The 15,633-nt window shown below is 55.3% G+C and carries 14 protein-coding genes; 9 read left to right on the forward strand and 5 right to left on the reverse strand.

Annotated features, from left to right (window positions below; all coding sequences use genetic code 11):
• The first annotated feature begins 196 nt into the window (after positions 1-196).
• From PROAA_RS09385 to PROAA_RS09400, 4 genes are read left to right on the forward strand one after another with little or no spacing between them, the layout of a single operon-like run.
• Positions 197-1,870: an FAD-binding oxidoreductase gene (locus PROAA_RS09385; protein ID WP_186411097.1), complete on the forward strand. Its 1,674-nt coding sequence runs from the start codon at positions 197-199 to the stop codon at positions 1,868-1,870.
• A gap of 59 nt (positions 1,871-1,929) precedes the next feature.
• On the forward strand, positions 1,930-3,147 hold the full coding sequence (locus PROAA_RS09390) for a nucleotide disphospho-sugar-binding domain-containing protein (RefSeq protein ID WP_186411098.1): 1,218 nt from the start codon (positions 1,930-1,932) through the stop codon (positions 3,145-3,147).
• Complete coding sequence (locus PROAA_RS09395) at positions 3,134-4,744, forward strand: GMC oxidoreductase (RefSeq protein ID WP_186411099.1); 1,611 nt, start codon at positions 3,134-3,136, stop codon at positions 4,742-4,744. Before PROAA_RS09390 ends, PROAA_RS09395 begins: the two co-directional genes overlap by 14 nt.
• A gap of 54 nt (positions 4,745-4,798) precedes the next feature.
• Positions 4,799-5,242 carry an SRPBCC domain-containing protein gene (locus PROAA_RS09400; protein ID WP_186411100.1) on the forward strand — a complete coding sequence of 148 codons (444 nt, stop codon included), beginning with the start codon at positions 4,799-4,801 and terminating at the stop codon, positions 5,240-5,242.
• On the opposite strand, the gene PROAA_RS09405 is transcribed toward PROAA_RS09400, so the two are convergent.
• Positions 5,239-5,901, reverse strand: a complete 663-nt coding sequence (locus tag PROAA_RS09405; RefSeq protein ID WP_186411101.1) for a hypothetical protein — start codon at positions 5,899-5,901, stop codon at positions 5,239-5,241. The two genes, PROAA_RS09400 and PROAA_RS09405, sit on opposite strands and share 4 nt — an antisense overlap.
• A gap of 665 nt (positions 5,902-6,566) precedes the next feature.
• Between PROAA_RS09405 and PROAA_RS09410 the strand changes: the two genes are divergently transcribed.
• The 3 genes from PROAA_RS09410 (at position 6,567) to PROAA_RS09420 (ending at position 10,167) form a co-directional block, all read left to right on the forward strand.
• Positions 6,567-7,796, forward strand: a complete 1,230-nt coding sequence (locus PROAA_RS09410) for an ABC transporter permease (protein WP_186411102.1) — start codon at positions 6,567-6,569, stop codon at positions 7,794-7,796.
• A 15-nt stretch (positions 7,797-7,811) separates the two neighbouring features.
• On the forward strand, positions 7,812-9,023 hold the full coding sequence (locus PROAA_RS09415) for an ABC transporter permease (RefSeq protein WP_186411103.1): 1,212 nt from the start codon (positions 7,812-7,814) through the stop codon (positions 9,021-9,023).
• 283 nt (positions 9,024-9,306) lie between these two features.
• Positions 9,307-10,167, forward strand: coding sequence for a THxN family PEP-CTERM protein (locus PROAA_RS09420; protein ID WP_186411104.1), 861 nt, complete (start codon positions 9,307-9,309; stop codon positions 10,165-10,167).
• 75 nt (positions 10,168-10,242) lie between these two features.
• Here PROAA_RS09420 and PROAA_RS09425 read toward each other — a convergent pair whose 3' ends face one another.
• The 3 genes from PROAA_RS09425 to PROAA_RS09435 form a co-directional block, all read right to left on the reverse strand.
• On the reverse strand, positions 10,243-10,446 hold the full coding sequence (locus PROAA_RS09425; RefSeq protein WP_186411105.1) for a hypothetical protein: 204 nt from the start codon (positions 10,444-10,446) through the stop codon (positions 10,243-10,245).
• Positions 10,447-10,782: 336 nt separating this feature from the next.
• Positions 10,783-12,078, reverse strand: coding sequence for a DUF1302 family protein (locus tag PROAA_RS09430; protein WP_186411106.1), 1,296 nt, complete (start codon positions 12,076-12,078; stop codon positions 10,783-10,785).
• 219 nt (positions 12,079-12,297) lie between these two features.
• Positions 12,298-13,062 carry an ABC transporter ATP-binding protein gene (locus PROAA_RS09435; protein ID WP_186411107.1) on the reverse strand — a complete coding sequence of 255 codons (765 nt, stop codon included), beginning with the start codon at positions 13,060-13,062 and terminating at the stop codon, positions 12,298-12,300.
• A 53-nt stretch (positions 13,063-13,115) separates the two neighbouring features.
• On the opposite strand from PROAA_RS09435, the gene PROAA_RS09440 reads away from it, so the two are divergent.
• A complete protein-coding gene (locus tag PROAA_RS09440) occupies positions 13,116-13,913 on the forward strand; it encodes an outer membrane lipoprotein-sorting protein (protein WP_186411108.1) in 798 nt (265 codons plus the stop codon).
• On the opposite strand, the gene PROAA_RS09445 is transcribed toward PROAA_RS09440, so the two are convergent.
• Positions 13,910-14,404, reverse strand: a complete 495-nt coding sequence (locus tag PROAA_RS09445; RefSeq protein WP_186411109.1) for a low molecular weight protein-tyrosine-phosphatase — start codon at positions 14,402-14,404, stop codon at positions 13,910-13,912. The genes PROAA_RS09440 and PROAA_RS09445 overlap by 4 nt on opposite strands.
• A gap of 417 nt (positions 14,405-14,821) precedes the next feature.
• Here PROAA_RS09445 and PROAA_RS09450 point away from each other — a divergent pair.
• A partial coding sequence (locus tag PROAA_RS09450) for an HDOD domain-containing protein (RefSeq protein ID WP_222102194.1) occupies positions 14,822-15,633 on the forward strand: 812 nt, incomplete at its 3' end.

The raw sequence follows: 15,633 nt of genomic DNA on the forward strand, positions 1-15,633 counted from the left end.
CGTGGACACGATGGTCTCCTGCGGAACACCCCCTCAGCAATGTGGTGGCGTAGAACGCTTACGTTGAACACTTGAAACAAGGATTATTATTCTAGCGTATCCTTGCGTTGCGCCAGGGCACTCCTCAGACGCGCTGCATTAACGATTAGCTGTTTCATCCCCTGACGACGTTTCTTGGTATCAGAAAGGATTCCTGATGGACAATTCTGCCACGCAAGCAAACATCAGCGAAGAGATCGCTAACGAGTTGTGTGCCGTTCTAGGGACGGACAATGTGTGCACCAGCCCCGAAGATCTGGACCGTTATTCGAGGTGTACGATTCCGTGGCAGAGCCGCTGTGCTGCGGTTGTCTTCCCAGGTTCGACCGACGAGGTCGTCAGCGTCGTCAGAATTGCTTCCAGGCACCGGATTGCCGTGTGGCCATCAAGCAAGGGACGAAACTGGGGGTATGGCACGACGCTGGCCATTGAAGACGGCGCCATCGTCATGATTCTCGAGCGCATGAACCGCATCCTGGAGGTCAACGAAGAACTCGCCTACGCAGTGATTGAACCGGGCGTTACCTACGAACAGTTTAATGCGTATCTGCGCAGTAACGGTTTCAAGCTGTGGGTGGACTGCACCGATGGATCGGCCCAAGGTAGCGTCATGGGTAATGCCATTGAGCGAGGCGTGGGCGAAACACCCTATGGTGACCACTTTGGCAATCTGTGCGGACTGGAGGTGGTGCTTCCAGATGGCGACTTGGTACATGTGGGCGGTACGAGAAAAGGGCTCAAAACCTGGCACACCCATAAATGGGGTGTAGGCCCATATTTGGAAGGGATATTCACTCAATCCAACCTCGGGATCGTCACCCAAGCAGGCATATGGCTTATGCCAAAACCCGAATCCTATAACTCATTCGTATACGAAGTGCGCGACGAGCGCCATCTCCCGAAGGTTGTGGATGCGTTCCGTCACCTGGCGCTGACCGGAGTAGTTAACACCAAGCTCCATATGATCAACGACTTTGTTTCAATGACCATCCTGACCCAGCGTATCAACGAGAAAGTTCCGCAAGAGGGCCCTCTCACCGACGCGGATCTGGATGCCCTTCGACGCAAGTACGGCATATCGCCCTGGAGCTGCGCTGGCGGAATTTACGGCACCCGTGAGCAGGTTAAGCTTCAACGCTCCTTGCTGCGTAAGGCCTTGTCACCCTATGGGCGTCTGATTTTCGTATCGAACGGGCTGCTGCCCTATATCGAGCGGGTAATTAACTGGTCGTGGAAGAACCCAATTTACCGCAAACTGACCGAAATAGCCGCGCGCACGTCGCTTCTAGTGCTTGAATCCGCGCCCTATGTGCACAAGATCCTGCAAGGAATTCCTACCGAATTCTTCGTTAAGCATGCTTACTATCGCTACCGTCATCCGCGACCTCAGAATGATGTCCACCCAGCTCATGATGGCTGCGGTCTGATCTGGTTCGCTCCGATTCTGCCCTTTACCAACGATAATATCTGGCCATACCTCGACACCTGCAAGAAGCTATTCACTGAGCACGGCTTCGATTTCTACGTCGCGATGCTATTGATGAACCCGCGTTCCGTGATTTGCCTGATGGCCATCATCTTTGACAAAGACGACCCTGACGAAACAACACGGAGCAAACACCTATACGCGTCACTGCTGGCTAATATGCGAGAAAACCACCTTCAACAGTATCGCGCCGGGCTACAAAGCTGGGACGACCTGTTCAAGGACGCCCCGGAACTCAAGCGCCTAAATGGAAAAATCAAAACTGCTCTTGACCCAAACAATATTATCGCCCCTGGTCACTACGGTATCAGCCAAAACGAGAATGACGCCCCGCTTGACCATTAAGAAATATTCTTGGCCAAAGCACGGGTGCTCGACCATTTTCCCAGTCCGGGAATGAATAGATGAAGGCTCGCCCCACCATCCTTTTTGTTGCTGATGCCGTAACCCTGGCTCACTTGGCTCGACCCGCTGCGCTGGCCCAGCGATTGGACGCGGAAAAATTCGATGTAATCCTGGCCTGTGATAGCCGCTACAAGGCCTTTCTGGATCATCTGCCTTTCCCCACTCGCCATCTAGGCTCGATGTCGAGCGAGAGATTTCTGGAGTCAGCCGCCAAGGGACGCCCGCTCTACGACACCCGAACTTTGCGCAACTATGTGCGCGATGATCTTGCCTTGTTGCAATCGGTTCAACCGGAAGCCGTAGTTGGGGATCACCGACTTTCACTCTCGACCAGCGCACGGGTAGCAGGCGTGCCATATTTGGGCGTAATCAATGCCTACTGGAGCCCTTACACCGCCACCCGATCTCTACCATTGCCAGAACTGCCCTTCAACCGCTGGTTAGGAACATCGTTGGCCGAATCGCTATTTCGTCTGGTATGGCCGCTTGCTTCCGCCTACCATGCACTGCCACTGAACCGAGTACGCAGAGACTACGGTTTACCTAGCTTGGGGAACGATTGGTTTAGCGCATACACTGATGCCGACCGTACTCTCTATGCAGATGCGATCGAGTTGGTACCAACTCAAGCACTGCCCTCCACACATTCTTACCTGGGTCCCATACTATGGTCTCCGGCCGTCGCCCTGCCTCCATGGTGGGATGATTTGCCTACCGACCGCCCTGTGATCTACGCCACTATGGGCAGTTCCGGACGACCGGATCTACTGGAGCTTGTACTCAAAGCATTGGCCGATCTGCCAGTCACGGTAGTGGCAACAACTGCTGCCAAACCACTACAGGCAGCCCCGCCCAATGCCCGCCTGATCGATTACGCCCCGGGCGACCAATTGGCGGCGCGAGCAGATATGATGATCTGCAATGGTGGCAGCTTGACTGTTTACCAATCCCTAGCTGCTGGCAAACCTCTGCTTGGAATCGCATCACATATGGACCAACATCTCAGCATGAGTTACGTTGAGAAAGCTGGTGTGGGTACCTTGTTGCGTAGCGAAGAGTTGACCAGCACGAAATTACGCGAGACGGTGCATCAGCTATTGGCCAACGACCTTGCACAGCGCCGAGCGCAAGCTCTAGCGATCTCGATCGCCGCATACGCCCCTGCCGAACGCTTGGGCAAAATCCTGGAGGAGATCACGGCACGTGTTAAGCATTGAAGAAATACAGCGCAAACACTGGGATTACCTCGTAATTGGCACTGGCATTGGCGGTGCCACCGCAGGTCACGCACTCGCCAAGGGCGGTAAGAACGTATTATTCTTGGAGAAAGGACGTGCACCTTTCCTCCACACGGACGCCCTTCAGGGCACGTATCCAGAATCGCTTTTTTCTTGCGATGAAGCAGCCACCCTGCGCAATGCGCCGCTACTGGCACGGGCAGGACGCTGCTACGAGGAGATACACGACGAAAATCGTTGTTTCGTCCCGCTCATGGGCTGTGGTGTCGGCGGTTCAAGTGCTTTGTATGGTATGGCCATGGAGCGGTTCTTTCCTTCCGACTTCGAGCCACGGCGACACTTTCCCAACGGGTGCGCCTCGTCGCTACCTGAAGCATGGCCTTTGCACTACCAGGATATGGCGCCCTATTACCAGCAAGCAGAACGACTCTATAGAGTACGGGGTTGTCGAGACGCCTTGCGCCCCGATGAATCAGAACTGCCTCCACCCCCACCGCTCAGCCCTCAAAACGCGGAACTGTACGCGCACTTCCAGAAACGGGGATTGCATCCCTACCAGTTGCCCCTGGCTTGCGAATCCGTCCCTGACTGCGAATGCTGCCAAGGTTACCTCTGTGCCCGTGGGTGCAAAAACGACGCCGGTCGTATCTGCCTGGAGCCCGCAGTGCATGAATACCGAGCGACCTTGCTGGACGAATGCGAGGTTTTCCACCTGGACGCCACGCCCGAAAGAATCACTGGGGTTGCCTGCCATTGGCAGCAACGAACGATCACCCTGCATGCTGACCAAATCATTCTCGCTGCTGGCGCCTTGACCACCCCCGCACTATTGCTGCGATCTACGTCCATCCACTGGCCGCAGGGTCTAGCAAATACATCAGGTCTGGTGGGTCGGAATCTCATGCGTCATTGCGTTGATCTCTATCTGGTATTCCCCCGCATAGGTGGTGAAAACCGTTTCAAAGAAGTGGGTTTAAGCGATTTCTATCAGTCCGACAGTGGCAAACTGGGGACGCTTCAGTCCTTCGGCCTCCTGCCACCCGCCAAGATTCTGGCAGCGACGATGGCAAAAGACATCCATGACACGGCACCGTGGGCATCGCCCCTGTTCGCACTGGTACGGCCACTCCTCCCCGCCTTGCTAACCAGGCTGTTCAAACGCGGCGTATTGCTCGCCGCCATCATGGAAGACCTACCCTATACGGACAACCGCGTCGTGCCAGACCCGTCACTTCGCATCGAATACAAGCTGCATCCCGACGACCTGTCCCGTTTACAAACTTTCCGGACTCAGTTGGCAAAGGCGCTCAGGCCTTATCGTTTTCTCAGCCTGCGTCAGGCAGAGAAAAATACCATGCTGGCTCACGTTTGCGGCACCTGCCGCTTCGGCGATGACCCAAAGACCAGCGTACTCAATCCCAACAATCGGGCTCACGGCCTCACCAACCTCTTCGTGGTCGATAGTTCTTTCTTCCCCTCCAGCGGAGGCACCAACCCGGCACTAACCATCGCCGCCAATGCCCTGCGCGTCGCCGACTACCTGTTGACCCAAGATACTTGCACACAGACAAGCTGAATAGCCCACCCTGACATGACCACCTCACACGTTATTCGACATTCCGCGTTTCGCATGACTTTGCATACAACGATCGCGATTGCCGCAAGCCCGGCACGAGTATGGGACATCCTTACCGACTTCAAGGAATATGCCCACTGGAATCCGGCAATTCCGAGCGCCGTGGGTGAAGCCGTGCGAGGAAGCCTGCTTCAAGTTGTGATTCAATGGCCCGGGCTGAAGCGTGACAACTATAGCCTAGAAGTGACAGCGGTCGAGCCGGAGCGGGAACTGCGCTGGCTGGGACATTTCGGGACGTCAGGACTCATGGATGGAGATCATCGTTTTATTATTGAACCCGCCGGGGAGAACCGCGCAAATATCGTCCAGACCGAAGATTTTTCCGGTCTGCTCGTTCCCATATTCGCACCCTGGCTGAAGCGCAACGTACTGGATGGATTCAACCAAGTGAATGAAGCACTTAAATTTCGAGCAGAACACGCTAGCAGATCGACCTAGTCTGCAGCCTTCACACGTGCGGCCGGGACACCTCCCCAGGTCTCGCCCGCCGGCACCTTGGTACCAGTCTTCAGCACCGCCCCCGGTAGCACAATTGCTCCAGCGCCGATGATCACCCCTGGCATGAGAATGCTGCCGATGCCGACCGTCGCTCGACTGCCCACGCGCACCGAACGCAGGATGAATCGATCATGCACCATGGTGTGCGATGTCACCGTGCAACCTTCACCAAGTACACAGCGGTCCTCCAGCACAGTCAGCTGGGGATCGAGAATCTTACCGGCGACCGCCACCTGCTGGCCGACCCGAGCACCGAACAGCGCATAAAAGGCTGGTCGCGCGAACACTGGAAAGAATAGGGACAAAGCCACCTTGCCTAGTTCGCCGACTACATGCTGCACTTTCCAGAGCGTGAATTGCGAGTGATCAAGCGTGTATTCGCCTTCACGCAGAGGTTGCCAGGCCGCAAGAATGGTCAGTGCTAAGGCTGTTAGGCCACCGTACGCAAGGGCAAGCACGATGAACAGGACGATCGCACTGAAAACTCCAAAGACCGAGGCCAGCCAGTCGTGCAAGGCCAAGAGAATAAGTACCGTCGCAGCAAGAATCAGCGCGATCAGGCTGCCAGCATAAACATAATCTTTGGCCTCGGTTTCCATTGCTGTAGATAGTACATTGAATCATGGAAAATAAAAGTAGGGGCCCGCGGGCTCCTTTCTGGGTACTCGGCATGAACGTGGCTTCGAAGGCGTGCACCAGCCAGGAATTGTTATCCTCGAAGATTCAGATGCAAAGGCCGTGCATGCGAAAACCCTTGTACACCGACACACCGACGGTTTCCGCAAAATCTCGTCAACTGCAGATCAGTTAAGGCAAAATCTAGGACGATCCTTGTGCCACAAGGGTTTACGGCGAAATAGCCAGGCCAACTGGATTTCTTGAACCGGCCCATGCGCTTTATGGCGAAAAGTTCAAGCCCCGAACCGCAAGATACCGGGTGACATCCCCTGCTTTCGCTTGTCTGCCCCTATCGCGTTTATTGAAGCCTTTCGCAATCAGGCATGATTCCTATATCGGGAATCGCTGGTTGCATGGTCGCGTCGCGACGAGTAGTATCCTCGCGTTGAACCAATAATGTCGGCGTCACGACAATACTGTGGCAGAAATGGCAGCCAGCACCCTCTTTCCGAGCTTTGCCGCGAAAACTCGAGCTCGTCGTCGGGGGGCTGCGGGAGGCTCTATTTCAAACTCATATGCTGTGCACCCTATATGGTTCAATCACATTAGCCAAAGTGAGGCAACATGACTCCCCGGAAGGCACAGCATGAGTTTTGTGTGGTCTGAGTACCTCACTGCACTACGCAACGTCACGCGCCAGTATCGGCGGAGTTTGTTCGGCATTGCGGCAGTGGCTTTCGGGGTGGTAGCGTTGCTTCTGGCTGCCGGATTTATCGAGTGGATATTCTGGGCTACCCGCGAAGGCACGATCCAAGGTGGGCTTGGGCACGTGCAGGTCATGCGTGCAGGCTATCTTGACGAGGGGCATGCCGATCCGTGGCGATTCCTCATGCCGCAATCGTCAGCGCAACAGGAAGCTATCGAAAAATTCAGTGGCGTCCGCGTGATGGCGCCACGACTGGCCTTCAATGGCTTGGTCAGCCACGGCGACACTACCGTTTCTTTCGTCGGCGAGGGTGTCAACCCGGAGAAGGAACTTGAAGTCAGCCGCACGCTGCTCATAACGTCGGGGCAGAACCTTTCCAGCGATGCCCCCAAGGGCGTCCTGCTCGGTCGCGGGCTTGCTGACAATCTCGGCGTCAAGGTCGGCGACATGGTCGTGCTGATGACCAATACACCATCGGGAAGCCTCAACGCACTCGAGTTCACCGTGCGGGGGCTTTTTACCACCGTAAGCAAAGCCTATGACGACTCGGCTCTGCGCATTCCGCTGCCGATGACACAAAAGCTCCTGCGTATTTCGGGCGTTCACCGGTGGATTCTGGTGCTCGACGACACCCAGCTCACCGCCCGGGCGACTCGGGATCTGCGGGAGGGATTCCGTGATACCGGCTTGGACTTCGTGCCTTGGTACCAGCTGGCCGATTTCTATAACAAACTGGTGGCCTTGCTTTCGAATCAACTCGGCGGCGTCAAATTGATCATTGCCGTAATCATTGTTCTCAGCATCTCCAATACGATGATGATGAACGTTCTGGAGCGGACATCCGAGATCGGCACCCGTCTGGCCATGGGTAGCACGACGCGTCAGATTCTGCGCCAGTTCATTTATGAAGGACTGACCATCGGCCTGATCGGTGGCACGCTGGGTCTGACACTGGGCGGGCTGTTGGCCAGCCTGATCTCTTACATCGGCATTCCCATGCCGCCGCCGCCGGGAATGTCGCAAGGATACAGCGGTGAGATATTGATCACCGGCACACTGGCGATCAATGCCTTCATGCTCGCGCTCGGGACAACCTTGTTGGCAAGCATCTATCCGGCCTGGAAGGCCTCGCGCCTGGAGATCGTCGATGCACTTCGCCACAGCCGCTAGGCAAGCCGGAAGATCATGCTGAAGCTGGCGACCCGCAACGTTCTGCGTCACAAGGCGCGGACCGGGATGACACTGGCGGCGATTGTTTTCGGAGTGGTCGGACTGATCTTCAGCGGCGGCTTCGTGCAGGATGTCTATCACCAGTTGGGCGAAGCCATTATCCACTCGCAATCGGGCCACCTGCAGGTTTCCCGGGCGGGCTTCCACGCCACAGGCACGCGCAGCCCGGAGCGCTACCTGATTGACGATCCGCAATCGCTCGAAAAGACCTTGCTCAAGCAACCCGGGGTCGCCGAAGTGATGGCCCGCATCAGCTTCTCGGGGCTGCTCAGCAATGGCCGTACCGACTGGCCGATCATCGGAGAAGGCGTGGAACCGGCAAAAGAGGCGGCGCTCGGCAGCCAGCTCAACATCACGTCCGGTCGCCAGTTGTTGCCGGACGATGTGCACGGCATCCTGCTCGGCCACGGGGTGGCGCACGCCCTCAAACTGGGCCCCGGGGATCAGGTCACGCTTCTGGTGAACACCCCCGAAGGCGCACTGAACAGCCAGGAATTCGACGTCATCGGCACCTTTCAGAGTTTCTCGTCGGACTTTGACGCACGTGCCGTGCGCATTCCGCTCGCCACCGCCCAGGACCTGCTGGGGACGCCGGGCGCCAATACCCTGGTGCTCGCGCTACAACATACCGAGGCTACCGAAGATGTTGCGGCCACACTCAAAAAACAGCTGGATTCCACGCGTTTCGAAGTCAAGACCTGGATCGAGCTGAACGATTTCTACGAAAGCACCGTGGCGCTCTACCAGCGGCAATTCGGCGTCCTCCAGTTGATCATCCTGATCCTGGTCCTGCTCAGCGTCGCCAACAGCGTCAATATGAGTGCCTTCGAGCGGGTCGGTGAGTTCGGTACGATGATGGCGCTGGGCAGCCGGAGCAATCATGTGTTCCGCTTGCTGGCCGTCGAAAACGCCCTGCTCGGCACCGCCGGTGGCCTTCTCGGTGTGGCGTTCGGGATCGTGCTCGCCTTGGCCGTTTCGGCGATCGGCATTCCCATGCCGCCGCCGCCGAACGCCAATATCGGCTATATCGCCCACATCCGTATCGTGCCTTCGGTCATTCTCATGGCCTTTCTCGTGGGCTTCAGCGCCACCGTTCTGGCAGCGCTGTTGCCGGCATGGCGCGTCTCACGCGTTGCTGTCGTCGACGCGCTACGGCAAAACTGCTGATGTCGCCCTGTCAGCGCCGACAAATCGCCCCGACTGCAAGATCAGCGGCTGGAAATGACGCCCGCAGATGAAACCAAAGTGTCGAAAAATTTTACAGTACACCTTGACTCGGACCTGATATTTTCCAAAGAAATTCTGTAAACATTTGTTTTAAAGATAAAAGTTTTTTTGTCATGAATTCTGGCATGGTATGTGCTCATGAGTAAGTGTCTGAATAGTCCGCGCCGCATTAATCGATACGGCAAAGGGTTTGACAAATGAACCTAACTCAAAGGAGTAGAAAATGAACACCTTCAAGCTCGCTCAAACTGCCGTTGCGGTGCTCGCTTTGTCCGCCGGAGCTGCGCATGCAGTACCAAGCCCAAGCGTTACACAATGGTCGATCGTTGACGTCGCAGTTTTTGATCCCGCGTCCGTCCTGCCTGCCGGCAATACCTTCCCCAACCCAGTCCTGAGCAACGGCAATACGGAACTGCGTTGGGGCAATACAGCCCCAACCAGCCAGAGCGGATTGATCATTGACAATACAGGATCTCCGTTTACAGTTAATACGGGGATCTTGGCATCCACCATATCGATCACGCACGACAATTTCCCAATTCCACCCGGAAATTCACTGACATCGGTCGACATTAACGGCCTGCTCACGCTGACGTCGGTGGCTCCGCCTCCGAACGGACCGACAGTCGGCCCCGTACTACTTCCTTTTCAAGTCAGTTTCCTCGAAACGCCGAACAATGGTACCGGTGGCGTTTGTGCCGACGGTGGCACCCCCTTTGCCGCAGGGATTAACGTTAACGGCTGTTCGGACATTTTTGTGATTGACGTTGAATCGCTCAATTTCCCATTTTTCTATGATTCCGATGGATTGGGCGTAGGCGACCCCGTGCTGTACTTCCTAAGCATCTTCGCCGACGGCTTTGGGACGCTGTCTGACGCTGCTTGTACTAGCGTATTGGGCGCGGGCAACAATGGTTGCCGGGGTTTCCAGACGGCAGAACTCCTGTCGACAACAGCCGTTTTCAAACTCCTGATCACTGAGACACCGTTCGAGACTCCTGAGCCCGGTTCGCTGGCACTGATGGGCTTGGGCATGGCATCGCTGGGCTGGATCGGTCGTCGCCGCAAGCAGAAACAAGGCTGAACCCTGCGCGCGCTTGGGCCAGTAGGGTCTTGGCGCCGCTGACGTCGGATTTTTTGATCGGGCGTTGCGACACAATCAATAGCCGCTTCGGTAAATTGCCGGAGCGGCTATTTTCTTGCGCGGCTCAAAGAGAGCCCCTGCCAGCATGGCTTTGATCGTCAGCCAGTATTCTGGTGTAACTAGCCGGATTGTCGGTTCCTTCTCGATTGTCTTAAGGACGATGCAAACAAGCATGGCATCGCCGTACGCGCGTATTGCCCGAGGACGCACCATATTCATCACTTGCTCTTCAACACAGACTACAGATGCGCTGGGGGCCTGATGCAGAATGTTGGCCGTCCCTACGCCCAGTAAGAAATCGCACTTACTGACGGTAGCGGTGTCCTGGCAGGAGCGCTGGTGCGCCGGTATGGTAAGTGCTCCCGGCGAATGCCGCTGCGGCAGCTATCGCGCCAATTCGTTTGGCGATGACCACTAGCTCCCGGTTCCTCACGATGGCAATTCAGAAGGTGCATTCCTCGATTCTGCGTCGCGAGAACGCTTTGAACCGGTAACCCATCGTGAATGAAGTCAATGCACTACCGAAAGAAGCCGATCTACCATCTGCACTGGCGCTCAAAAGCTGTAGCGTACTTCCGAATACACGCGATCCCGATCTGCAAAACGACCGAAAAAACCCAGTGGCGGTCCTTTGAAGACATCAACCCCCACGGCCACGCGCCAGTTCCTTTCGACATCCCACGACACTCGGGGGCGGAACAGCCAATCAGTGTAGTTGAAGCTGGAGATCCACGTCACCTCCGCGGCCAGCCTATCGTTGATTTTATGGTTGAGCAGCAGGCTGTACCCGCTCTCATGCTTGTCCGAAATCAGATCCGGGTCGTAATTGAAAAAATCCCGCTGAAAAACCTGTGCATTGAATCGCGTTTCCGCCGGCAAGGCAAAATCCAGGCCGATCGCCCAATCAAGCGTATTCTGCGGGACAACTCCATTTGAATCACCTGGAGTCGATACGTAGAAGTGGCGTCCATGCGTATAAACGGCTTCGGCTTTCAATACAAACGAATAGAAATCCTTGGCCAGCGTGCCCCCGATCTGGTCAATGCGGCTGTGTCTGGCCTGGTAGACTGCCGTCGGCTGTGGCGCCGCGGTGTACTGACGATAGAAAGTCGGCTCGATGTCCATGCTGCTGTAGGCAAAGCCGGATATATCCCAACCGTTCTTGAGGGTTGAGAGGCGCAAGCCATAATTCATGTTCGAGAAATTCCTCGACGGGAATTCTTCGTTTCGAATCTGGGTGGTAACGCCTGGGACTGCAGGAGGAACGAACGGATAAAACTCGGCACCGGGAACGCCGATCTGATTGTAACTGGCAACCGGAATCCACAGTAATTCAGCGTGAAAATCGTCCTTGAAGTATTCCGCCCGCGCCGCCCACTGGGTGATCCGGATCAGATCGAAGCTCGGAAGAATAAACTGGTACATGTTTCTGGCCGAGACAACGTCGGCAAAAAAGAGGCCCACCATTTCGCCCCAGACAACATTCTGCTTCCCCAGACGGAAGTCCCAGTCACCGGCGCCGATATCGAGGTAGTTTTCGCCCAGGTAGAAATTCAAGGCCTGGTCGTGCCGAACTGCGCTCGGATAAAAATTGGTAACGTCGTAGACAGCATCGTAATCGACGCGGGCACCGAGTTTCCACTTGATACCGTTGCCCAGATCGCCCTGTGCGCTGAGATCCGCCCGCGTCATCATCTGCGACCAATGCACCGGCGACTCGTAGTCGCGAGCGATATTGAATTGCAGGAAACCTCTGACGCCGCTACCAGAAGGCGGCGTACTCTTTTCAGACTTCTCGCCTGATTTGAGCAGCGAATCGTCAACATCATCAAATAGCGCGTCCCGACTCATTATGTTGTCATCGGCTGAGTTTGCGGCTAGCCGATAGGGAGTGATGGTCGCCGCTGGCGCGTATAGTCGAGGAGTTCCAACGCCGCTCTGGCGGTCTCGCACGTTTGCCGTAAGTTCTGCCCAGGCTGGGATAGATGCCAATGCTGCTGCCAAGTAGGCGATCAGTTTGACGCCAATGATCTGTATAGATTTTTGTTTATGGCGCATATCCGACCTTATCTACGGGCTGACCTGTTGGTTTTCAGCAACAGCGTCAGGCGAACGGCGCTGCCGGGCGAGCGACCACTTTCTCGTTTCAGAACGTACGCCCAGCGCAGAAATTTCGCCGTCATCGACACGAATCAGACGATCAGCCTTGGAAATCACGCGCTTGTCGTGTGTTGAAAAAATGAAGGTGGTGTTGAAGGCGCGGTTAATCTTCTTCATCAGACTGAGGATTTCCTCACCGGTTTTATGATCCAGGTTGGCGGTCGGCTCGTCGGCCAAGACGATAGACGGAGCGATCGCCAGTGCGCGTGCGATTGCGACACGCTGGCGCTGCCCACCACTCAACTGATTCGGGCGATGATTGGCGAACTTTGACAAACCAACAATATCAAGGAAGTAGGTAACGCGTTTTTGCCGCTCCTCCTTGGATACATCAATACGCTGCAACAAGGGATACTCGACGTTTTCAGCGGCAGACAACACCGGCAGCAAGTTGAAGGTCTGAAAAATAAAGCCGATCGTCCTGCTGCGCAAATCGGCCAGTTGATCCTGTGTCCTGCCGCCGACATCCTGCTCGTTGATGTATATTTTTCCACTGGTCGGCGTATCGATGCAGCCGATGAGGTTAAGCAGGGTCGTCTTGCCGCTGCCGGAGGGTCCCGCAATCGCCAGAAATACCCCGGGATCAAAGGACAAAGTAATGTCTTTGAGCGCTTGGACTTTCTGATCACCGAGCAGATAATCCTTAAAAACGTGTTCAATACGGACAACGCTCATCGGGGAACCTTCCGCCAACCCATTCCGAGGCCAGCACAATTGAGGAAAAAACTATGCAAATCATGACGATCCGGCATCAATGTGTCAAGTTGGTTGAAATGTTCATGCTCTTGGTTTTCTCGGCGATCATCCTACCATGCCAGGCGAATGAGGCTTCACCACCCGCACAGGCCGACGAAGCAGTTGCCCGAGCTATTGTCGAAAAAGCCGACCTGGTACGATTTCCAGCCGAAGGTTTTCAGGTCGATGTCGGGATCTCCAGCACGCAATCCGGCGAGACGGTTGAGTCACGCAGGTACCGGGTACTCTCCAAGGGCAACAGCAATACGGTAGTCATGGTCACCGAGCCGGCTTCCGAACGCGGCCAGATCATGCTCATGAAAGGCAGGGATTTATGGGTTTTCATGCCCGAAGTATCGCAACCCATCCGCATCGCTCTGTCCCAGCGTCTGACCGGCCAGGTGGCCAACGGCGATCTGGCCCGGGCCAACTTTGCATCGGATTACAATCCGAAAATGCTGCGAACCGAAACCGTTGGCAGCGACAACTACCACGTCCTGGAACTGATTGCCGTTGACCGCAGCGTCACTTATCAAAAAGTGATTTATTGGGTTCGGGAGAAAGACAGTTGGCCTTACAAAGCGGAGTTCTACTCACTCTCCAACCGCCTGTTGAAGACTTGCAAATATGAGAATTACCAGACCATGGAGGGTAAATTGCGGCCAACCCGTCTGGTCATGGACGACGCATTGAAAAGTGGTGAACAGTCCGTTCTTGAGTACGGGAGCATGAAGCTGCGGGACCTGCCGGACAAGATATTCACCAAGGATTATCTGAAGAAGCTTGATTAACGACGATCTCCCGTACCGTCGGCATCTTGCCTTGCAAACGCTTCAACCAATCCCCGTGCAGCGGCTTCGCAAAGGTCGAGCACCTTCTCAAACCCCTCGACGCCACCGTAGTAGGGATCAGGCACTTCATCCGCTGCAAGGCCTTTCGCATACCCCAGAAACAAGCCAAGCTTGGACTGGTGCTCTGCTGGACAGGATCGCCGCAGGATCGAAAGATTCTGTCGATCCATGGCCAGAATACGATCAAACCGGCTGAAGTCCTGATCGTTCACACGACGAGCGCGCAGACGCGATAAATCGTAGCCTCGGCTGGCAGCAACTCTCCGTGCGCGCTGATCCGGCAGTTCCCCCTCGTGATATCCGTGCGTCCCCGCTGAATCGACTTCGAGGATGGCAGCCAGACCAGCACGCTCCGCCTTTGAGCGCACAACCCCCTCCGCAATTGGTGAGCGGCAGATATTGCCCATGCAGACAAGAAGAATTCGTGTCATTTCAACAGGAGCGTGTCGCCATCATTCTGCGAGTTTCAAGCATATTCGGACTGTGTCCATAGTGATTATTTGTCGACAGATTTTACAATAAGCCAGAATCGCCATGCTCATTGCCCAGCAAAATACAGCAAGATCATATGGATACAAACTTGGCAGGAATTATGCTTATATTCGACTGCGATTCTTGTTGGAGCATGCCGTATTTTGTAGCCCTCGAACTAAGTATCGTCTGCAAAAGTGGCAAGCTTAAAGGTTGCCGCTTTTTCTTTGATGAAAATTTCAGGGTCAGAAAGATCGAACAGCGCGAAGTTTCCTCCCGCTGATTCTCAATTGTAGTACGTGTTTCTTTGGCGCACGTGAAGCCAGAACGTACATTCGCCGCTCGACCGGATTGTTTTACGGTAGCTCAGGATAACCATGTATCAGGCCGATTCAAACATCCGCAAGCGCTTACTGGTCGCACGTCTGCCGGTCATGCCACAGATCCTCCTCAAGCTGATCGAACACTGTCAGACCGAGGAGATCAGGATATCAGCCCTGGCAGAACTCATTGCTCAAGATCCTGGGATGTGCAGCAAGACTATTGGCATGGCCAACGTCTCCACTTACCAGCGCAATGGTCGAAAGATCGGGCTTGAGCACTCATTAACTGCCTTGGGAATCGACTCGATCAAGAACATGGTGATCAGTGAGTCGGTTTTCCAGGTCTTCAACAGCTCTTTCTTCTCGAACAGCGCCGATCTCCGCTTTTTCTGGCAGCACTCCTTGGAGACGGCAATAGTTGCGCGGGCAATTGCCGAGAAGATGCGCTATCCGCATCTAGAGGAAGCTTACCTCGCTGGCCTGCTTCATGATGTGGGTCGTTTGGCGCTGGTTACTACTGCGCCCAGTGAATACGCCTCGAACTTCCTCGCCAAGGATGACGAAATGCTCTGCGCGGTCGAGCAAAGGACGCTGAATACGTCGCATCCAGAAGCGGGGTCATGGCTGATCGAAAGCTGGAATCTTGACTCTTTTATGGCGGACAGCGTGCTTTACCACCACGACTCAATGGCTCGCCTGGAATCGGCACATCCGCTAGTCCGAATCGTTCGCCTGGCGCATCAACTCAGCAACACCGGGGATGATCGGAGCGTCAAGGATGCAGGATTGCTATGCGGGGTCAGTGTCGCTGATCTGGAACAGATATCCGTAGACGCCAAGTCGCAGGTCAGGCAATCTGCCGACGC

This window comes from Candidatus Propionivibrio aalborgensis (genome assembly GCF_900089945.1).
Taxonomy (GTDB): Bacteria; Pseudomonadota; Gammaproteobacteria; order Burkholderiales; family Rhodocyclaceae; genus Propionivibrio; species Propionivibrio aalborgensis.